Source organism: Okibacterium endophyticum, assembly GCF_054780075.1.
The window spans coordinates 74,553-93,773 of the sequence record NZ_BAAGXA010000005.1 but is presented as its reverse complement, the minus strand read 5'-3'; the positions used below and the strand labels follow the sequence as shown (position 1 = coordinate 93,773).

Annotated in this window: 15 protein-coding genes and 1 tRNA gene; 8 read left to right on the top strand and 8 right to left on the bottom strand. The window is 64.3% G+C overall.

What is annotated here, in order from left to right:
* Positions 1 to 36 precede the first annotated feature (36 nt).
* The 6 genes from ACYVF5_RS04590 (at position 37) to pstB (ending at position 7,345) form a co-directional block, all read left to right on the top strand.
* A complete protein-coding gene (locus ACYVF5_RS04590; protein WP_460943811.1) occupies positions 37 to 2,211 on the top strand; it encodes an RNA degradosome polyphosphate kinase in 2,175 nt (724 codons plus the stop codon).
* The gene (locus tag ACYVF5_RS04585; protein ID WP_460943809.1) at positions 2,208 to 3,149 is read left to right on the top strand and encodes an NUDIX hydrolase; all 942 of its coding nucleotides are present in this window, start codon (positions 2,208 to 2,210) and stop codon (positions 3,147 to 3,149) included. The genes ACYVF5_RS04590 and ACYVF5_RS04585 overlap by 4 nt, the downstream gene beginning before the upstream one ends.
* A gap of 133 nt (positions 3,150 to 3,282) precedes the next feature.
* Positions 3,283 to 4,377, top strand: a complete 1,095-nt coding sequence (locus ACYVF5_RS04580) for a phosphate ABC transporter substrate-binding protein PstS (protein ID WP_460943807.1) — start codon at positions 3,283 to 3,285, stop codon at positions 4,375 to 4,377.
* A 133-nt stretch (positions 4,378 to 4,510) separates the two neighbouring features.
* Positions 4,511 to 5,467: a phosphate ABC transporter permease subunit PstC gene (gene pstC, locus ACYVF5_RS04575; RefSeq protein ID WP_460943805.1), complete on the top strand. Its 957-nt coding sequence runs from the start codon at positions 4,511 to 4,513 to the stop codon at positions 5,465 to 5,467.
* Positions 5,467 to 6,549: a phosphate ABC transporter permease PstA gene (gene pstA / locus ACYVF5_RS04570; RefSeq protein WP_460943803.1), complete on the top strand. Its 1,083-nt coding sequence runs from the start codon at positions 5,467 to 5,469 to the stop codon at positions 6,547 to 6,549. Before pstC ends, pstA begins: the two co-directional genes overlap by 1 nt.
* Before the next feature lie 16 nt (positions 6,550 to 6,565).
* On the top strand, positions 6,566 to 7,345 hold the full coding sequence (pstB, locus tag ACYVF5_RS04565; protein ID WP_460943801.1) for a phosphate ABC transporter ATP-binding protein PstB: 780 nt from the start codon (positions 6,566 to 6,568) through the stop codon (positions 7,343 to 7,345).
* A gap of 330 nt (positions 7,346 to 7,675) precedes the next feature.
* Here pstB and ACYVF5_RS04560 read toward each other — a convergent pair whose 3' ends face one another.
* Positions 7,676 to 8,305 (bottom strand): DNA-directed RNA polymerase subunit beta, encoded by a 630-nt coding sequence (locus ACYVF5_RS04560; RefSeq protein WP_460943799.1) that lies wholly within the window; start codon positions 8,303 to 8,305, stop codon positions 7,676 to 7,678.
* 122 nt (positions 8,306 to 8,427) lie between these two features.
* On the opposite strand from ACYVF5_RS04560, the gene ACYVF5_RS04555 reads away from it, so the two are divergent.
* Positions 8,428 to 8,500: transfer RNA gene (locus ACYVF5_RS04555), tRNA-Lys, on the top strand.
* A gap of 185 nt (positions 8,501 to 8,685) precedes the next feature.
* Here ACYVF5_RS04555 and ACYVF5_RS04550 read toward each other — a convergent pair.
* The 7 genes from ACYVF5_RS04550 to ACYVF5_RS04520 form a co-directional block, all read right to left on the bottom strand.
* Positions 8,686 to 9,675: a zinc-binding dehydrogenase gene (locus ACYVF5_RS04550; protein ID WP_460943797.1), complete on the bottom strand. Its 990-nt coding sequence runs from the start codon at positions 9,673 to 9,675 to the stop codon at positions 8,686 to 8,688.
* Complete coding sequence (locus ACYVF5_RS04545; protein WP_460943795.1) at positions 9,672 to 10,808, bottom strand: Gfo/Idh/MocA family protein; 1,137 nt, start codon at positions 10,806 to 10,808, stop codon at positions 9,672 to 9,674. The genes ACYVF5_RS04550 and ACYVF5_RS04545 overlap by 4 nt, the downstream gene beginning before the upstream one ends.
* Positions 10,809 to 11,023: 215 nt before the next feature.
* A complete protein-coding gene (locus ACYVF5_RS04540) occupies positions 11,024 to 12,559 on the bottom strand; it encodes a glycoside hydrolase family 43 protein (RefSeq protein ID WP_460945271.1) in 1,536 nt (511 codons plus the stop codon).
* A 5-nt stretch (positions 12,560 to 12,564) separates the two neighbouring features.
* On the bottom strand, positions 12,565 to 14,853 hold the full coding sequence (locus ACYVF5_RS04535; RefSeq protein ID WP_460943794.1) for a hypothetical protein: 2,289 nt from the start codon (positions 14,851 to 14,853) through the stop codon (positions 12,565 to 12,567).
* A 56-nt stretch (positions 14,854 to 14,909) separates the two neighbouring features.
* Positions 14,910 to 15,770, bottom strand: coding sequence for a carbohydrate ABC transporter permease (locus ACYVF5_RS04530; RefSeq protein ID WP_460943792.1), 861 nt, complete (start codon positions 15,768 to 15,770; stop codon positions 14,910 to 14,912).
* The gene (locus tag ACYVF5_RS04525) at positions 15,767 to 16,675 is read right to left on the bottom strand and encodes a carbohydrate ABC transporter permease (protein WP_460943790.1); all 909 of its coding nucleotides are present in this window, start codon (positions 16,673 to 16,675) and stop codon (positions 15,767 to 15,769) included. Before ACYVF5_RS04525 ends, ACYVF5_RS04530 begins: the two co-directional genes overlap by 4 nt.
* Before the next feature lie 65 nt (positions 16,676 to 16,740).
* Entirely contained in the window at positions 16,741 to 18,030 is a 1,290-nt protein-coding gene (locus ACYVF5_RS04520; protein WP_460943788.1) for an ABC transporter substrate-binding protein, read from the bottom strand.
* A 149-nt stretch (positions 18,031 to 18,179) separates the two neighbouring features.
* Between ACYVF5_RS04520 and ACYVF5_RS04515 the strand changes: the two genes are divergently transcribed.
* A complete protein-coding gene (locus ACYVF5_RS04515; protein ID WP_460943786.1) occupies positions 18,180 to 19,205 on the top strand; it encodes a LacI family DNA-binding transcriptional regulator in 1,026 nt (341 codons plus the stop codon).
* Positions 19,206 to 19,221: the final 16 nt, after the last annotated feature.

Below are 19,221 nucleotides of genomic sequence, written 5' to 3'. Positions count from 1 at the left end.
CACCGCCCGTTCACACAAAGATGACAAGATGTTGCAATGGTCACCGACACCATCGCAATGGACTCCGGTCTCTGGGGCGACGACGACGATTTCGAACCAGCCATCGAGCAGGAGGTCCCGGCGCTGCCGGAGGGGCGTTACCTCGACCGAGAGCTGAGCTGGCTCGCCTTCAACCAGCGGGTGCTCGAACTGGCCGAAGACGTGATGGTCCCCGTGCACGAACGAGTGAACTTTCTGGCGATCTTCGCCTCGAACCTCGACGAGTTCTTTATGGTGCGTGTGGCCGGACTCAAACGGCGCATTCTCACCGGACTCGCTGTGCCCTCGAACGTCGGGCGTGCGCCGGCCGACATCCTGAGCGACATCTCAGAGACGGCACACGACCTGCAGTTGCGGCACGCACGCGCCTGGCACGAGCTCGTGAGACCCCGCCTCGCGGAAAGCGGCATCAGCATCGTCACCTGGGACGATCTCACAGACGACGATCGCAGCCGCCTCACCGAGTACTTCGGCAACCAGATCTTTCCGGTGCTGATGCCGCTCGCCGTCGACCCGGCGCACCCGTTCCCGTATATCTCCGGGCTCTCGCTCAATCTGGCCGTTCGAGTGCGCAACTCGCGCACCGGGCGTCAGGAGTTCGCGAGGCTCAAAGTGCCGCAGATGCTGCCGCGTTTCATCTCAGTGGACCCGCGCGTTCCCGGTGATCCCATACGATTCATCTCGCTCGAAGACCTCATTGCGAACCACCTCGGCGATCTCTTCCCCGGAATGGACATCCTCGAACACCACGTGTTCCGTGTGACACGCAACGAAGACGTCGAGATCGAAGAAGACGAATCGGAGAACCTCATCCAGGCGCTCGAGAAAGAGCTTCTTCGCCGGCGTTTCGGCCCGCCGATCCGGCTCGAGATCACCGACGACATGGATGACGTCACGCTCGGCCTTCTCGTGCGAGAGCTCGACATCACCACACAAGAGGTGTATCGGCTGCCCGCCCCGCTCGATCTCGGGGGGCTCTTCAGCCTGTCCGTGATCGATCGGCCCGATCTGAGGTATCCGAAGCACGTTCCGACCACCGCCGTGCAGTTCCGCCCCCCGGAGGCCGGGGATCAGGTCGACATCTTCGCCGCGATCTCGCGTCAGGATGTTCTCGTCCACCACCCGTACGAGTCTTTCGCGACGAGTGTGCAGGCCTTTCTGGAACAAGCGGCGACCGATCCGCATGTGCTCGCCATCAAGCAGACCCTCTATCGGACCTCTGGCGACTCCCCGATCGTCGAGGCGCTCATCGACGCCGCGGAGGCCGGCAAGCAGGTGCTCGCGCTCGTCGAGATCAAGGCGAGATTCGATGAGCAGGCGAACATCACCTGGGCACGCAAGCTCGAGAAAGCGGGTGTGCATGTCGTCTACGGGCTCGTCGGGCTGAAGACGCACTGCAAGCTCGCGCTCGTCATACGCGAAGAAGAGGGTGTGCTCCGGCATTACAGCCACGTCGGCACCGGCAACTACAACCCGAAGACCAGCCGGATCTATGAAGACCTCGGGCTCTTCACGGCAGACGACCAGGTCGGCAAAGACCTCACCCGGCTGTTCAACGAGCTCAGCGGCTATGCCATCGAGAAGAAGTTCAAGCGCCTGCTCGTCGCTCCCCTGCACCTGAGAAAAGGCCTGCTCAAGCGCATCGACCAGGAACGACGCAATGCGCTCGCCGGAAAACCGAGCGGCATCCGCATCAAAGTCAACTCGATAGTCGACGAGTCGATCATCGACGCCCTCTACCTGGCGAGCCAGGCCGGGGTCCCCATCGACATCTGGGTGCGCGGAATCTGCAGCCTCAAACCCGGCCAGCCCGGCCTGAGCGAGACGATCAGGGTCCGCTCCATCCTGGGCAGATACCTGGAGCACTCGCGTGTGTTCTCGTTCCACAACGAGGGGGACCCGCAGGTGTTCATCGGCAGTGCCGACATGATGCACCGCAATCTCGACAGAAGGGTCGAGGCCCTCGTCCGGTTGATCGACCCCGCGCACCTGCGCGACATCGACGAGATGTTCACCATCGCCATGGACGACGGAACACAGTCATGGCACCTCGATTCAGAGGGCGTCTGGTCACGGCACAGCACAGACGATTCGCACGAGCCACTGGTCGACCTGCAAGATAGGCTTATGCTCAACACCAGCCTCAAACGTCGTTCACGGGTGCGCCGATGACGGCAGAGAAGGCCGTCTATGCTGCCGGAGCCGTCTGCTGGCGAATGATCGACGGCAAGGCCCACGTTCTGCTGATCCACCGCACAGCCTATGGCGACGTCACCATCCCGAAGGGCAAAGTGGATGCCGGCGAGACGCTTCCCGAAACGGCGGTGCGAGAGATCAAAGAAGAGACGGGCTTGACGATCGCGCTCGGTGTGCCGCTCGGAGTCTCGAGCTACCCGCTCTCGAGCGGTCGCAAGAAGATCGTGCACTACTGGGCCGCCGAGGTCAGGGAGTCCGCGATCCGCTCATCGACGTTCGTGCCGAACCATGAGGTCGCAGCGCTCGAATGGGTGACGATCCGTCGCGCGCGGAACTACCTCACGTACGACCGTGACGTCGACATCCTCAACACCTTCTCCAAGCTGGTCGACGACGGCATCATGCGCACATTCGCCCTGATCGCCCTCAGGCACGGAAAAGCCGTCTCGCCTTCGTCGTGGGACGGCCCGGATGCGTCCAGGCCGCTCACGAAACGCGGCGTGGAACAGGCGGCCGGCATCGTGCCCGCCCTCAAGGCGTTCGGGGTGCGCCGAATCGTCACCAGCACCGCTGTGCGATGCGTGACGACCGTGGCCCCTCTGGCGGCCTCGGTGGGCCTGGAGCTCAAACGGAGCGAACTGATCAGCCAGGATGCCTACGAACAGGGCGCGGGCGACGTGCGCAAGGTCGTCGGCAAAAGGGTCAGGTCGGGCAAAACAGCCGTTCTCTGCAGTCACGGCCCGGTTCTGCCCGAGATCCTGCGAGAGATCGCCCTCGCGACCGGGAGCATCACCGGCTCGTATCTGCGCAGCGCGGCCGATCTGGAAACCGCGGCGTTCTCTGTTGTGCACCTCAGCGCGACGAACCCGAGTTCCGGGATCATCTCGATCGAGACGCATGCGCCCCCGCTCTGAAGCGAACAGCGGAGTTGTCGTTGGTCGTTAACCTTCTGTTTACCGTGATGAGGGACTCTCGTTAAGCCTCGCGCCTAACGTCTGACACGGGCCTGCACCGGCCTGTTCCGATCACAACGAATGGAAGAAACCTGTGAAGATTTCACACCTTGGCCGTGTAGCGGCCATTACGGCACTCGCCGCGATCACGCTCACCTCGTGCGCGGCGAACGAGGAGCCAGGCGGCGACACGGGCGACACGGGCAGCACACTCTCCGGTACGCTCATCGGCGCCGGCGCATCGTCGCAGGAGGTCGCACAGACCACATGGATCACCGGGTTCCAGGAGGCCAACCCCGAGGTGACCGTCGAGTACTCCCCCGATGGCTCGGGTGCGGGGCGTGACAACTTCGTTGCCGGGGCGAGCTCGTTCGCCGGCTCGGACCGCGCGTTCACCAACGAAGAGATCGCAGAGGACAACTTCGGATCCTGCGCGCCGGGCACGGGAATCGTCGAGATCCCGGCGTACATCTCGCCGATCGCCGTGATCTTCAACCTCGAGGGCGTCGACTCGCTCGACCTCGACGCAGCGACGATCGCCGGCATCCTCAAGGGCGACATCACCACGTGGAACGACGAGGCCATCGTCTCGCAGAACCCTGACGCCGATCTGCCCGACCTCGCGATCACCCCGGTGCACCGCGCAGACGAGTCCGGCACCACCGAGAACCTCGCAGAGTACCTGAGCGCAAACGCCCCGGCTGTCTGGGAGGCCGAGGTCTCAGGTGACTGGCCGTACGACGGCGGCGAGGCGGCACAGGGCACGTCGGGCGTTGTGGATGCCGTCAAGGGCGGCGAAGGAACCTTCGGCTACGCAGATGCGTCGCGCGCCGAAGGCCTCGGCACCGTCGCGGTGAAGGTCGGCGAAGAGTACGTGCCGTACTCGGCGGAGGCTGCAGCGGCCATCGTCGACGCCTCCCCCTTCGGTGAGGGCCGCGGCGAGGGTGACCTCGCGATCGAACTCGACCGCACCTCGACCGAAGAGGGTGTCTACCCCGTCGTTCTCGTGAGCTACCTCATCGGCTGCAACGAGTACGCAGATGCTGAGGCCGCAGAGCTCGTGAAGGCGTACTTCAGCTACATCATCAGCGAAGAAGGCCAGGCCGCTTCTGCGGACGCCGCCGGAACAGCTCCGATCTCATCGAAGCTGTTCGACGCCGCATCCACCGCTGTGGACGCCATCAAGTAATCCACCGGGTGTGCCCGGTGCCGCCACGCACATTGTGCGAGCGAGGCGGCACCGGGCACACTGAGGTTGTGACAGCAGTCTCAGTCCCCGCCAGCCCCCTCTTCACCTGACCCGCATTGGGGAAAAAGCCCAGATGACCTCGTCAACGGCCGCGTCCCGGTCGCCCCGCACCGCCGCCAAGAAACGTCTCGGTGACCAGGTGTTCTCTGGTGCGACCCTCACCGCAGGCACCCTCATCCTCGCCATTCTCGCCGCGGTCGCCGCCTACCTGATCATGCAGGGCGTTCCCGCGATCACCTCGAACCCGGAAGACATTCCGATCCTCCGCGGCAACACCTTCTGGACCTACGTGGCCCCCCTGGCCTTCGGCACCCTCTGGTCGGCGTTCCTCGCCCTGGTCATGGCGGTGCCCGTCGCCATCGGAATCGCGCTTTTCATCTCGCACTTCGCCCCGAGAAAGCTCGCGCAGGGCCTCGGATACATCATCGACCTGCTCGCCGCCGTGCCCTCCGTGGTCTTCGGCCTCTGGGGCGGAAGCGTTCTCGCCCCGGCCATCCAGCCGTTCTACTCGTGGCTTGTCGACAATCTCGGCTGGTTCCCGCTCTTCGCGCCTCCCGTCTCCGGAACCGGACGCACCATCCTCACCGCGGCGATCGTTCTCGCGGTGATGATCCTTCCGATCATCACCGCCCTCTGCCGCGAGGTGTTCCTGCAGACTCCTGTGCTGCACGAAGAGGCGGCGCTCGCTCTCGGCGCAACCCGATGGGAGATGATCAAGATGTCGGTCTTCCCCTTCGGCAGAGCCGGAATCGTCTCGGCCGCCATGCTCGGCCTCGGGCGGGCGCTCGGCGAGACCATGGCCGTCGCGATGGTGCTGTCCGCCTCCGGTGGAATCACGTTCGCGCTCCTGACGTCGTCGAACCCCGGCACGATCGCGGCGAACATCGCACTCAGCTTTCCCGAGGCATTCGGGCTCAACGTCAACGTGCTCATCGCGACCGGGCTGCTGCTGTTCGCCATCACGCTTGTCGTCAACATGATCGCGCGCTGGATCGTCAGCCGCCGCAGTGAATTCTCGGGAGCGAACTGATGACGAACACCACCGCATCACGGCCGATCACAAACGTCTACGCGAGTGGACGCCTGCCGAAGCCCGCCCCCTGGCTGATCCTCGTCGGTTCGCTTGCGATCTCTTTCGCGGCGTTCGCGCTGCTCGACCTCGCCGGGTCGACAGAGGGCCTCAACGTCGCCGCGGCCATTGTCGTCGGAGCGCTGCTCTACGGAATCGTTGTGTATGTCGCGGCCTTCTTCGTGGAAGGCAGCAGACGGGCGAAAGACCGTCTCGTCACCACCCTGGTGTCGACGGCGTTCCTGATCGCGCTCGCCCCGCTGATCTCGCTCGTCATCACAGTTGTCGTCAACGGGACAACACGATTCGATTTCACGTTCTTCACCAACTCGATGCGCAACGTCGTCGGCGAGGGCGGCGGCGCTGTCCACGCGATCACCGGCACGCTGCTGATGACGTTGACCGCGACCGTCATCTCGGTGCCGATCGGCCTGCTCACCTCGATCTACCTTGTGGAGTACGGCAGGGGAACGCTGGCGAGACTCATCCGGTTCTTCGTCGACGTGATGACGGGCATCCCTTCGATCGTGGCCGGCCTGTTCGCGTACGCCGTTTTCGCTTTCGTCTTCGGACCGGGAACCAAGATCGGCATCGCCGGAGCGATCGCCCTGTCGGTCTTGATGATTCCCGTTGTGGTGCGTTCGAGCGAGGACATGCTCAAGATCGTTCCCAACGAGCTTCGCGAGGCCTCGTATGCTCTCGGAGTTCCGAAGTGGCTCACGATCCTCAAGATCGTGATCCCGACGGCAATCGCGGGAATCATGACCGGTGTCACACTCGCCATCGCGCGCGTCATCGGCGAGACGGCGCCTCTGCTCGTGGCCGCCGGCTTCACGAACAACATGAACTACAACCTCTTCGAGGGCTTTATGCAGAGCCTCCCGGTGATGGTGTACCGCAACTACGTCAGCCAGGGGTCAGACCCGCAGGCGTATCTCGACCGGGCCTGGGCCGGCGCGCTCACCCTCATTCTGATCGTGATGGTGCTCAACATCGGCGCCAGGATCATCGCCAGATACTTCGCTCCCAAAACGGGTCGCTGAAACGTAAGGAATCCAGTTGTCAAAACGCATCGAAGTCAACGATCTCGACGTCTACTACGGCGATTTCAAGGCCGTGGAGGGCGTGACCCTCAACATCGAACCCCGTAGCGTGACCGCGTTCATCGGTCCATCTGGCTGTGGCAAGTCGACGTTCATCCGCACACTCAACCGCATGCACGAGGTCATCCCAGGCGCATACGTAGACGGTGACGTGCTCATCGACGGCAACAACCTCTATGGCCCGGGAGTCGACCCGGTGATCGTCCGCCGTCAGATCGGCATGGTGTTCCAGCGCCCGAACCCATTCCCGACGATGTCGATCCGCGAGAACGTGCTGGCCGGTGTGAAACTCAACAACAAGCGCATCTCGAAGTCCGACGCAGACGACCTCGTCGAGAAATCGCTCCGGGGCGCCAATCTGTGGAACGAGGTCAAGGATCGCCTGGACAAACCGGGATCCGGGATCTCGGGCGGTCAGCAGCAGCGTCTGTGCATCGCCCGGGCCATCGCCGTTGAACCGGACGTGATCCTTATGGACGAGCCGTGTTCCGCCCTCGACCCGATTTCGACCCTCGCGATCGAGGATCTCATCGAAGAGATGAAGACCGAGTACACCATCGTCATCGTGACGCACAACATGCAGCAGGCGTCTCGGGTGTCCGACCGCACGGCGTTCTTCAACATCGCGGGAACCGGCAAACCGGGCAAGCTCATCGAGTACAACGACACAGACACGATCTTCACCCAGCCGAGTGTGCAGGCAACAGAGGACTACGTGTCAGGTCGCTTCGGATAGATCGGATCGACCGGACCGCGACTCGCGGGGCAATCCGTGACAGCACTGCAGAAAAGCACTCAAACCCGACGAGATCAAGGGTCTGAGTGCTTTTCTGGATGCTTGGGGTCAGCCGAGGCTCGAAAATCAGAGAGGACCGGGCCGCAAGAACGCCTCTCGGCGGAAGGCCGCTCGAAGCGGCAAATATTGGAGCCCGGGGTTATGCGGCCCGGCCACACCCAGTGTAACAAAAAGCCGCGGGATGGTATTCCGGTCCAGCGGGTTCAACCGTTCAGACCCGTCGGTTGCCCTCTCGGCGGTCGGGGCGGGCTTGTGGCAGGCCCGTTCGGGTCAGTCGAGCGATTCCTGACGCCAGAGCCGCGCGCATCCGGTGAGTTCCAGGGCAAGTTGTGACAACCTCAGTGCTCTCGTGGTGAGCTCGCTCGATCGTTCCGGTTCTGCGATCTCTGCGTCGTCTGCCACGCTCGTGCAGCCGAGTGCAGACACTCGGCAGAATGCCGCCGCACGTTCCAGAGCGACGGCGAAGTCGCCGTCGAACACACCACGGAGGATCTGGTCGGCGAGCGCGGCGACCTCGGCCGGACCGGTGGGGCTCGACGCACCGGCGACGACGGGGTCGATGGTCAAAAGGGACTCGCTGCCGCGCTGATAGAAGAAACTGCTCTCGTGCGGCGATTCCTTCACCATCAACCGCAACAGGTAGATGCGCCACAGGGCGCCGGGAAGACTGCGTGGTGTCGCGTGTGACCACAGTTCGGCGATCGCGGCGATCCCGTGGATGTCTGTGTAGGCGATGAGCCTGTCGACCACCCCGGGGTCTGGGTCGGCCCGCACTCGTGCAAGAAGTGCTGTGGCCGTCTCATGGGTGATCCGGCTTGATTCGGCCGGGTCCATCCCGCCTTCGAAGACGTCGAAGACGTTGCTCGGGAACATCGTGGGCTTGTGAAATTCATCGGCCATGTGCATACCACCCCCTCTGATTCAGTGCATACGCTGATCGCACACACCGGTTAACGGTACTCCGCGCCCAGCGAACGAATGTGGTCAGAATTCTCGGCCAGGCACGGTAGATTAGAAGTCTCGGGCCTGTAGCTCAGTTGGTAGAGCATCGGACTTTTAATCCGCGGGTCGTGGGTTCGAGTCCCACCGGGCCCACCCAATGTTGGATGTTCACACCCACGACATCAGCGGGTTTGACATCTGCACCCTGCTGTACCACCGCTTCGAAGGCCAGTGCGTATGCCTGCACACCGGCGTCCCACAGGCGGCGGCTCGCCTTCAGCAGGCCTTCCCACCCGGTCTTGTGCCGGGATGCCGCACGGGCGCGCTCGGTTACCCTCTTACTCCCAGAGGAAGGCGGCACCCATTGTCGACTCTCGTGAGTGTGCCAGAAGCTCATAGGCCTCCTGGCATTCCTCTGGTCGGAACCGGTGCGAGATCATCCCGTCCAACGAGAATCTGCCGGTGCTCAGCAGGTCGAGAAAGAGCTGTCTCACACGCTCGTTCGGCCACCCTTCGCGCACCTGCGCGCCGAACGCACCGACGATCGTCAAATCCTTGAACAGCACGTCCGAGGTCAGCCGCTGCTCCCGAGGATCACCCGCATCGCCCAGCAAGACCACCCGGCCGAAACGCGGGGCACGGCGCAATACGTCGGCGAACACGTGCGGGTTGCCCGTCGTGTCGATATACGTTGTGGGGATCGCCTCGCCCTCGATGTGCAGCGGTGCCGCGACGTCACCCAGAGCCGAGCCGAACACGTTATCCGCGCCCCCGTCCAGCGCGTGCGTGAGTCGCGCCGCGACCGGATCCACCACGGCGATGCGGGCGAGACCGGCGGCAGACGCCCAGCGAACCACCATCTGGCCGATCGGCCCTGCCCCCACAACGACCACAGACCCGCCGATCCTGGTCTCGGTGTTCCAGAATCCCCTGAACGCGATCTGCGCGAGCGCGAACCAGGCGGCGTGCTCGGAATCGACGCCGGGCGGAACGAACTGGCACCCGTCGGCGTCGAGTATGTGATGAGACGCGTGAGCTGCCTCGACCAAGACATGCTGCCCGATGCCGACGGGGTCCACGGCCGATCCGACCGCCTCGATGCGGCCGACGGACGAGTAGCCCGGTCGGAACGGCAGGCGCGCGTAGGACTCCCAGTTGGTGCCGGGAGCGAAACGCTGAGTGAAGGCCGTCAACTCCGTGCCCGCGCTGATGACGGACACGATCGTCTTCACCAAGACCTGTCCCGGCTGAAGGGCCGGGAGGGCGACATCGGCAAGGGTCGCCGTCTCGGCGGATTCGAAGACGATTCCCCGGCTGGTTGTGGTCATGACTGGTTCTCCGATCGGGTGAATGTGGTGGACACGTCGACCACCCGGCCGAGGTGTGCCGAGGACAGTGCAGCGAGGCACACCTCGAGAATGTGCCGGCCGAGCTCTGCGCTCACCAGCGGCTGTGCACCCGTCGCGATGCATTCCGCGACATGCTCGATGCCGTCGACGAACGACCACTCGGTCGGTGTATCGGGAACCGCAGGCATTAGCGATCCCCGGTAGAGATGCTCGTACTCCAGCCAGCCCCGCACCCCGGTGTCCGGATCGCTGAGGAAGAGTTCGTACGGAGGCTCCTCCGGACGTGAATACAGGTTGAGCACACCTTTGTCGCCGTAGACCTCCATGCGCGGACCCTTGGCCGAGATCACGTTCCATGTGGCGTCGATGGAGGCGAAACAGGAGTCGCCGAAATCGAGCACCATCTGAACGTTGTCGGGGGCGGTCACCTCGACGATCGACCCTTTCGCCACTCCCGAACGCACCTCGCGCTTCGGGTAGGAGATGCCCGCGAGCGCGGTCACCCGCCGAACCGGTCCGAGCATCAGGCAGAGCACGTGCAACGGGTAGACGGCAAGGTCGAGGACAGGCCCCGCACCGGGCTGGTAGAACCAGGCGGGGTCGGTGGCGAAGTCCGGGTCCCAGGCGGGCCCCGGGTGCGACGCTCGCGCGCGCACCATCGAGACCTTGCCGAGTGCTCCCCTGTGCACCCACTCGAGCGCACGCTGCAGTTCCGGATGCAACGCGATGACGGGGGCGCAGGCGACGGTGACGCCGTGCTCGGCGGCGGCGGCGATGATCGAGTCCGCCTCCTCGAGATCGGCTGCGAGAGGCTTCTCAGAGAACACGTGTTTGCCTGCACGGATCGCCTGCAGTGTCGTCGATGCGTGCACCGGCGTGGGCGTGAGGTTCACCACCATGTCAACGGACGGGTCGTCCAGCATCGACCGATAGTCGGCGTGCACCGGCACGTCGGGGTAGTGCTCCTCCATCCAGCTGCGGGCGTCGCTGCTTCGGCTGCTCACCGCGATGAGACGAACTCCGCCGCGCGTCTCTGCCTCCCGGATCCTCGGCAGATAGAGGTTACGAGCGATGTCGCCGATACCGAGCACCCCGAGTCCGAGCGGGCTCATGAGAACACGCCGATGCAGACGGCACGGGCGGTGATCGCGGCCGACTCGATGGTCGTGCACGGTGTGGCTGCCCTGGGCATAACGGGTTTCCTCCTCCTCGGTGAGCCGAGGCGGCTCTGTGTGGTCCGAGAGGATCTCGGACGGGTTTCCGTTTCAGACGTGGATGGCACAGGCGTCATTCCTTCCTTTCCGCAGCGCTCGTCGGGTTCGCTTGCTCAATCGCACAGGCACGGCTTCTCCGCGTAGTCGAAGTCGCTGAAGTGGGCGATCGTCGATCCATCGTCTGTCTGCGAGGTGCAGTACAGTCCGATGTACACACCGGTGAAACCGCCGGCGACCTCCGACGAGAGCAGCACGGCTTCTCCCGTGACGCTCACGGGGCCGTCCAGGGTCGCGGCACCGAGCGTGTACGAGTCATCGGCGCATTCGACGTGCAAGGTGATGTCGCCGTCGGGGATGCTCCCGTGCACCGTCTCCTGCACCAGGCTTCCGACGCGCCGGCGGGTCGTCAGCCGGCGCGTGCGCTCCCGTCGCACAACAGCGATCTCGAAGTGGTGGGACTCGTTCATCCGCACTGTCAGCCCGGCCTCGTCGTCGACGCGGCGCGGGTCGAAGTCGACCTTCACCGCCGCGGAGAAGTTGTGGTGTTGCTGCCGTCTCCCGAGAAACGACGGGTGGGGGTCGTCGAGGTTCGGCGGCCTCCCCGGCAGACTCATCCAGCCGGGGCGGGTGCTGAAGACGGCAGGATCGAAAGGCGTCCGAACGGAGTTCCACTGGTGGTGAGGGGCAGGCACATGAGCTCGGGAGGGACGCCTCGGCCGTCGCTCCGCGATGCGGACCTGAGCATCGCGAACCGTGGGCCAGCCGTCGCGCGTCCACGTCACGGGAGCGAGAAAGGTCTCTCGCCCGAGGTTGTGGTGGTACCAACTCCCTCGCGGGCGGATTCCCAGGCAGACCAGCCACCACTCGTCGCGTTCCACCTCGACGAGATCCGCGTGACCGGCGGCCTGGATCGGGTTGGCCGAGCCGGAGTGGGCGAGGAGCGGGTTGTGGGGTGACGGTTCGAAGGGACCCCACGGGCTTCGGGAACGAGCGACAGAGGAGAAGTGCCCGTACTCCGTTCCTCCCTCTGCGATCACCAGATAGTAGAAGTCCCCTCTGCGGTAGAGGTGCGGCGCTTCCGGATACTTGCCACCGGTGCCCTCCCAGAGAAAACGCGTCGGCGAAAGCCTGTTTCCGCTGATCGGATCGATGAGGCACTGCTGGATGCCCCTCCGGAACTCAGCCTGCGCAGAGTGCGGCCCGGCCACGTCGGGTTCCACGTTCGAGGTGAAGTAGACGGCGTCGCCCTCGAAGAACAGCGACGGATCGATGCCGTTCTGGTCCACCCATACCGGGTCGGACCAGGGGCCGTGTGGGTCGTGGGCATACACGATGAAGTGTCCCCCGGCCGAGACGTTGGTCGCCGTGACGAAGAAGGTTCCTCTGTGCCACCTGATCGTCGGGGCATAGATTCCTCCGGAGGCACGCGCATCGTGCAGGTTCAGCTGACTCTGACGGGTGAGGACGTGGCCGATGCACGTCCACTCCACCAGGTCCACGCTGGAGAAGATGGGGATGCCTGGGGCGTATTCGAACGAACTCGTCACGAGGTAGAAAACCTCCCCTGCCCGGCAGACGCTCGGGTCGGGGTGGAACCCGGGCAGCACAGGGTTCGCGAACGTGTCATCGGCCGTCGGCGGCATCCCCATCTGGGTCACCGGTCGAGCCGCCGACGGATCACGTCGTAATCGAGGGTTCCGAACGAGTCCAGCATGTCGTACATCCCATAGGCCGCTTGGCCATTGGTCAGTGCGTTGCAGGTGTCGTTGTCGTCCCCCTTCGTTTTGGCGACGGCGCCCGAGAACGCGGTGGTATCCGGGGCACTCAGCCAGTAGGCGGTCATCACGCCTTCGCACTGGATGCCGGGGGCGATGTATCCGTGGTCGTTGCGGGGAGTCGAGAGCGCGTGCTGCATCCCGTACTGCACCAGTTCGGACACGTCGAGAAGCCGTGGCTCACCCGCGGCGACAGCCACGTTGGCGAGATCGCCGGTGAACTCGAGGAACTCGTTGTCGAGATATCCTCCTCCCGCGATCACGTCGCAAGCGGCCCAGCCCGTGGACTTGAAGCCCGCCTCTGCGAGCAGCGACGGTTCCGGGAAAGGGACGTCCCAGAGGTACACCCATGAGGCCAGGATCTTCGCCGCTTTGACCGCGCCGGCGAGAAAACGCGGTTCGCCGGTGGCGGCGTACGCCTTCCACAGGGAGCGCATGAGGAACATCACACCCACGGAGTCCGTCTTCACCGATTTCACATGGGTGGTGTCGTTCAGGCCTCCCGCATAGGCGACAGGCTCGACGAACGTCTCGATGATGAAGTCGGCCGCCTTGCCCGCTGCTGAAAGATAGCGCTCGTCGCCGGTGAGACGGTGGAGCGCGGTGAGGATCGGGATGGGAAAGATCGTGCCTGTCTTCTGCTCGAGGTACGAGCCTCCGAACCAGGCCGCCGGCGACGTGAGACCTTCTCCCTGGGGCGAGTACGCCCGATACCAGGACCCGTCCTGCGCCTGGGTGGCGAGGAGGAAGCCGCCGAAGCGCTTGCCCGCCTCCAGCCAGGCCTCGTGGCCCTCCGGGTTCTTCTCAAAGGTGAGCAGGATGGGGTAGATGGACTCGCACATCGTGCGCAGGTAGTTGCCGTCGACGGTGCGGAGTTCATTCGCGATCGGAGAGAGGGATCGAGCTATCTGCCGGCCGACGTAACGTCGTACCTCCTCGTCGTTCTCCGCGTATTGAAACGGCATGAGGATGCCGGTGAACCACTGGGTGAAGCGATCATGGATGGGGTCGTAGATACCTTCGGAGAAGCCGTTCTCGTGCTGACAGTTCTCGACGAAGAAGTCGATGACGCTCGCCGCGCGGTCCACGTAGAGCGGAACATTCGTCTGCTGGCCCCACACCGTCTGGGCATACGCGAGCAGGGTCTGGTCTCCTGAGAAGCCGTACTCGATGAGCGAGCCCAGCGTCTCACCCGTGCGAGGCGAGAAGTGGACGAGGTAACCGGCGGGCTCTTTGGGATTCTCCTCCTTCTCCCACTTGCGGTAATAGAGCTGGGTGAGCAGTTGTCGGTGCTCCAGCGCTTCTTCCAGCGTGAGGTCCGGGGTGGGCCGGCTGGTTCCCAGGACCTCGTACTGGTGGTCGTAGAGTTCCCAGATCGCTTCCGTCAGGTCGGGTGTCGAGCCCAGCCGGACCTCATAGGTCGTCTCGAGGAGTGGCCCGGCGACGTTCGGTGCGAAGGCCGCCCAGCTCGAGGCGTCCGTGTCGAGGCTGAAGCTGTTCTCCTCACAGAAGGGGAAGCTTGCGCGCAGGCGGACCTGCGAGCCATCGGGAGCGACACCAAGAGACCCGATGTCGGTCGCCTGCACGAAGAAGCGATCGCTGAGCTGTCGCTCATCGATGCTCGTGTCGGCGGAGGGCTTTGTGGTGCGCGCGAGTGTCACCGTCGCCCCGCTGCGCGGGTCCCGCGCGAGCACGGCGAGGGTGCCGTTCTTGTCGTCCCGGACGTCTTGCACGTAGGTGCCGAGGTAGTCTTCGCGACCGTCCCCGTCGTTGTCGTTCCTGTTATAGAGCTGCCCCGCGATGAAATACTGCCAGCTCGGTTCGGATGCCCCGTCCACGTCGGTCCTGAGGGCGAAGCCGATGCGCAGCCCCGGGGCGGATCCGGGCTTCTCGACGGTGATGAGACGGGCGATGAGCAGCACTCCGTCCTCGACCGCGAGACAGTCGCGGACGGCGACGATCGAACCGTCGAGGAGTGTGACCCGCGCATACGCGCACAGTGCATCGCCCTGCTGTTCGACGCTGTCGTAGCCGAAGGTCTCCGTGTCGTATCCGAGACCCTGCGCGACGACAGGGGCGTTGAGCGTGACACCCGCTGACGTTGATCGCAGGCGCAGTTCTCCGGCGTCGGACACCTCGAGAATCGTGGAGGCGGTGGTCTTGTTCATTCGGTTTCCTTTGTGTCTTGTGAGAAGAGAAGCGAGAGGTCTCCAGGGGCGGGCGATCAGCCCTTGACTCCGCCAGCCACGAGGCCGCCGACGATGCGGCGCTGGAAGACGACGACGAGGATGATCAGAGGCACCGAGATGACGACGGAGGCGGCGGCGATCGTTCCGAGCGGTTGCTCGTACTGGACCGACCCGGTGAAGAACGCGATGGCGGCCGGCACCGTGCGCGCCTCCGGCGACGACGTGAGGGTGATCGCGAGCAGGAACTCGTTCCAGGCGAAGATGAAGGTGAGCAGGCCCGCTGTCACCACGCCCGGTGCGGAGAGCGGCAGCACCACCCTGAGGAAGGTCTGGAACTTCGAGAGGCCGTCCAGTTCCGCGGCTTCCTCGAGCTCGGTGGGCACCTCGCGAAAGAAGCTGGTCATGATGAAGGTCGCCAGCGGCAGTGTGAACACCAGGTACGGCAGGATCAGTCCGATCAGGCTGTTGTAGAGACCCACCTCCGACCAGAGTGTGAACAGCGGTGCGGCTATGGCGATCGCGGGGAACGTCGTCACCGAGAGGATCAGTCCCAGCAGGACCCCCTTGCCGGGGAGACGGAGCTTGGCCAAGGCATAGGCGCACGGAGCGCCGATGAGCAGCGCGAGGAGTGTTGTGCTGCTCGCGACGACGGCCGAGTTTCGCAGCCCGAGCAGGAAGTCCTCGTTCTGCAGGATCGAGAGGTAGTTCGTCAGGCTGGGATGTTCGGGGAAGACGGCGGCGCTCGAGAGCTCCGGCCCCGTCTTCAACGACAGGTTGATCAGCCAGTAGAAGGGGAAGAGGCAGAAGAGGACGACAAGCGCGACCCCGAGCGCCATGAGCACCGACGGGAGCCACCGGTTCGGCACTCGACGGGCCTCGTTCGTTCGTACGCTCATCGGTTTGCCTCCGTGCCGGGGCGCATAAGCCGGATGTAGACGGTCGACACGGCCATAACGACGATGAAGGTGATGACCGCCAACGCGGATCCGAGCCCGACGATCCCGTTCTGCTGAAGCTGCTGGAAGCTCAGGAGCGACAGGGTGTTCGTGTCGTACGCGCCCTTGGTGAGCACGTAAGGGAGGTCGAAGACACGCAGCGCGTCCAGTGTGCGGAAGATCAGGGCGACCAGCAAGGCAGGCCGGAGCAGCGGAAGCGTGATCCTCCAGAACGTCTGCCAGGCGTTCGCTCCGTCGGTCGCGGCCGCCTCATAGGTCTCCCGAGGGATGCCCTGGAGGCCGGCAAGAAGGAGGAGAGCCATAAACGGGGCCGTCTTCCAGACGTCCGCGAAGATCATCACGATCAACGCCTCTGGGCTCGATCCCAGCCACACGGTGTCGTCGGGCAACCCGACGGCACCGAGGACCGTGTTGACGAAGCCGAGCGTGGGGTCGAAGACGGTCCGCCACATCACCGCGGCCACAACCGTGAGGACCGACCACGGAACGAGCACAACCGCGCGCAAAGCCGCTTTGCCCCTGGCGAAGGTGTTCATGATCAGCGCCATCAGCATCCCGAGCACCACCTCGAGAGCCACTGACACAACGGTGAAGATCAGGGTCGTTCGCAGTGCAGCCCAGAACGGCGCCGAGGTCAGCGCGGAGATGTAATTGCCCAGGCCGAAGGGCTCCGCCCACCTGGACAGACCTGGAGTCTGCACGGAGTACTCGTGAAGGGAAAGCCAGACGGCGTAGCCGATCGGAAAAGCGGCCACCGCTGCCATAACGATGAGGGTCGGACTGACCATCGCGAAGGCGAGGCGACGCTCCCGGCGACGCGCGCTTCCCAACGTGCCTGTGCTCATGTCTCCTCCAGCCGGTGACGGGTTCCTGCCCACCGGTTCGCTGAGTGATGTGGTCGTCGGCCGGATCAGAAGGTGTCAAGCGCCTTATTGATGTCTGTGTCCGCCTGCTCGAGCGCCTGCTCAGGAGTGACCTCGCCCGAGAGCGCTTTGTTGACGTTGGTGTAGATCGCCTGCGACACCAGTGCGTAGACGGGGGTGACCGGGCGGGCGACAGCCTGTTCCACACCTGCCTTCAGCGGCTCCCAGAAGGGGAGCGCCTCCTGCACCTGTGCATCCTCGTATGCCGCATCGAGGGTGGGGGCCTGTCCCTTGGTCGCTGCCAGCACCTGGGCCTCGTCAGAGGTGATGTAGTCGATCGCCTTGAGAGCGGCGCCCGGGTTCGCCGAGAACGTCGAGATCACCATGTTGACCCCGCCAAGCACACTCGCGCCTTCACCGGTGCCACCCTCGAAGGCCGGCAAGGGCTGAATCTCGAATTTGCCGGCGATCTCAGGGTTCTGCTGTCCGAGCACGTAGGCGTAGGTCCAGTTGCGCTCCAGCGCGGCGGTCCCAGCCTCGAACGCGCGACGCGTCTCCTCTTCGGTGTATGTGAGCACATCACGGGGGGCTGCGCCGTCTTCGAGGCCGTCGACCATGAATTGCAGCGCGGCGAGGTTCTCGGGCGAATCGATCACCGATGACGTCCCATCCTCTGACAGCACCTCACCGCCTGCGGCAGCTGAGATCTCGATGAAGTCGCAGGTGAGCCCCTCGTAGGCCGAGCCTTGATAGACGATCCCGCCGTGTTCCCGCCCGGCCGCATAGGCATCCTGCCATGTCGCCGGAGCCTCGGTGACGAGGTCGCTGCGGTAGTACAGGAACCCGATGTTCGTGCCGAACGGGACTGCCCAGTTCTTGTCCTGCCAGGACGTGGTCGACAGTGTGGCCGGAATGAACTCGTCGGCTCGCTCATCGACGTACGGCGTCAGGTCGTAGAGGTAGCCCTTGTTCGCGAACTCCGCTGTCCACGTGACGTCTGAGCCGAAGATGTCGCACTCATCGGATTTGGCTTCTTGGCGCTGGATGAACTGATTGCGCCACTCGTCCGTGGATTCGGGGAACTCCAAAAGCTCCAGCGTGTATCCGTCACCCTCGAACCGCTCGTTGAAGGCGTCGCGGATGGCTGTGAAGGCACCGGAGGAGTCCTTCTGCGCGCACCAGGTGATCGTCCCCTGGGGTGCGTCCTCCATCGAGGCCACGTCGATGACGTCAGAAGAGCCGCCCTCGCTCTGGCCCCCTGCGCTGCAAGCCACCAGGGTGGCTGCGACTCCGACCAGACCCGCGCAGACACCCAGGCGGGCGATTTTTCTCTTCATTGAGATCTCCCTCGATCACGAGGCAACGCCGCGCTGCCTCTTGCGAGAGCGACTCTATAACTAACGCGCGTTAGTAACAAGGGTCTCCAGCGAGAAACAGAATTTCTCTTTCGGATGCTTACGCGTTACAGTTTTCGTCGGGAGGTTCCGTGTCCGGATCAACGACGATGGCAGACATCGCCCGTCTGGCGGGCGTTTCTCGGAGCGCCGTCTCGTTCGCGCTGAACAACCGTGCCGGTGTCTCGCTGGACACTCGGAGGCGGGTCCTCGCGATAGCCGAGGAGCTGGGCTGGTTCCCCAACGTCGCTGCGAGAGCACTGTCGGGAGCGACAGTGGGCGCCATCGGGCTCGTGCTCACCCGGCCCCCGCGCTCCCTCGGCGCCGAGCCCTTCTACATGTCCTTCCTCGCGGGGATCGAGTCGGTGTTCAGCACACACGGAAGCAGCTTGCTGATGCACATCGCATCGTCATCGGCGGATGAGATCGCGACCTACCGGCGCTGGGCTGCCGAGCGTCGGGTCGATGGGTTGATCCTGATAGACCTCCGGGTCAACGACCCCCGCCCTCAGACGGTCCGGGAGCTCGGGCTTCCTGCGGTGGTCGTCGCACAGCCGAGATACGCGGGCGGGCTGGCGTGCGTGTGGTCTGCCGATGCAGAAGCCGTCACGTCAGCTGTCGATCGTCTCGTCGAGCTCGGGCACCGCCAACTCGCCCGTGTGAGTGAGCGACCAGACATGGCGCACAGTGCGACCCGCACTCAGGCGTTCCTGGAGGCGTGCAGCGTTCACGGCGTGCCCGCGCCGTACCTCGTCGAGACCGACGCCTCGGGCGACAGCGGTCAGGAGGCCACACGGCAGCTGCTCAAAAAAGGGCGGCGTCCGACGGCGATTCTGTACGACAACGACGTGATGGCCGTGGCGGGACTCGGTGCCGTCCGGGAGATGGGCCTGCGTGTTCCCGAGGACGTTTCTCTGCTTGCCTACGACGACTCGCTGCTCTGCGAGATCACGCAACCCGCGCTGGCGGCACTGGCTCATGATGTCTACAACTACGGAGCGCATACCGCAGATCTGCTGCTTCGGCAGATTGCCTCAGACGACCTCATCGAGGGCGAACTCGACACCGTGCCCCAGCTGATCGAACGAGGATCCATCGGTTCTGCCCCGGCTCCGTGAGCCCGATGCGTTGTGA

Excerpts from the sequence above, each read along its gene's own strand:
- ACYVF5_RS04590 (WP_460943811.1), top strand. The coding sequence starts at position 37 with ATGGTCACCGACACCATCGCAATGGACTCCGGTCTCTGGGGCGACGAC.
- ACYVF5_RS04585 (WP_460943809.1), top strand. The coding sequence starts at position 2,208 with ATGACGGCAGAGAAGGCCGTCTATGCTGCCGGAGCCGTCTGCTGGCGA.
- pstC (WP_460943805.1), top strand. The coding sequence starts at position 4,511 with ATGACCTCGTCAACGGCCGCGTCCCGGTCGCCCCGCACCGCCGCCAAG.
- pstA (WP_460943803.1), top strand. The coding sequence starts at position 5,467 with ATGACGAACACCACCGCATCACGGCCGATCACAAACGTCTACGCGAGT.
- ACYVF5_RS04560 (WP_460943799.1), bottom strand. The coding sequence starts at position 8,305 with ATGGCCGATGAATTTCACAAGCCCACGATGTTCCCGAGCAACGTCTTC.
- ACYVF5_RS04550 (WP_460943797.1), bottom strand. The coding sequence starts at position 9,675 with ATGACCACAACCAGCCGGGGAATCGTCTTCGAATCCGCCGAGACGGCG.
- ACYVF5_RS04545 (WP_460943795.1), bottom strand. The coding sequence starts at position 10,808 with ATGAGCCCGCTCGGACTCGGGGTGCTCGGTATCGGCGACATCGCTCGT.
- ACYVF5_RS04540 (WP_460945271.1), bottom strand. The coding sequence starts at position 12,559 with ATGGGGATGCCGCCGACGGCCGATGACACGTTCGCGAACCCTGTGCTG.
- ACYVF5_RS04535 (WP_460943794.1), bottom strand. The coding sequence starts at position 14,853 with ATGAACAAGACCACCGCCTCCACGATTCTCGAGGTGTCCGACGCCGGA.
- ACYVF5_RS04530 (WP_460943792.1), bottom strand. The coding sequence starts at position 15,770 with ATGAGCGTACGAACGAACGAGGCCCGTCGAGTGCCGAACCGGTGGCTC.
- ACYVF5_RS04525 (WP_460943790.1), bottom strand. The coding sequence starts at position 16,675 with ATGAGCACAGGCACGTTGGGAAGCGCGCGTCGCCGGGAGCGTCGCCTC.
- ACYVF5_RS04520 (WP_460943788.1), bottom strand. The coding sequence starts at position 18,030 with ATGAAGAGAAAAATCGCCCGCCTGGGTGTCTGCGCGGGTCTGGTCGGA.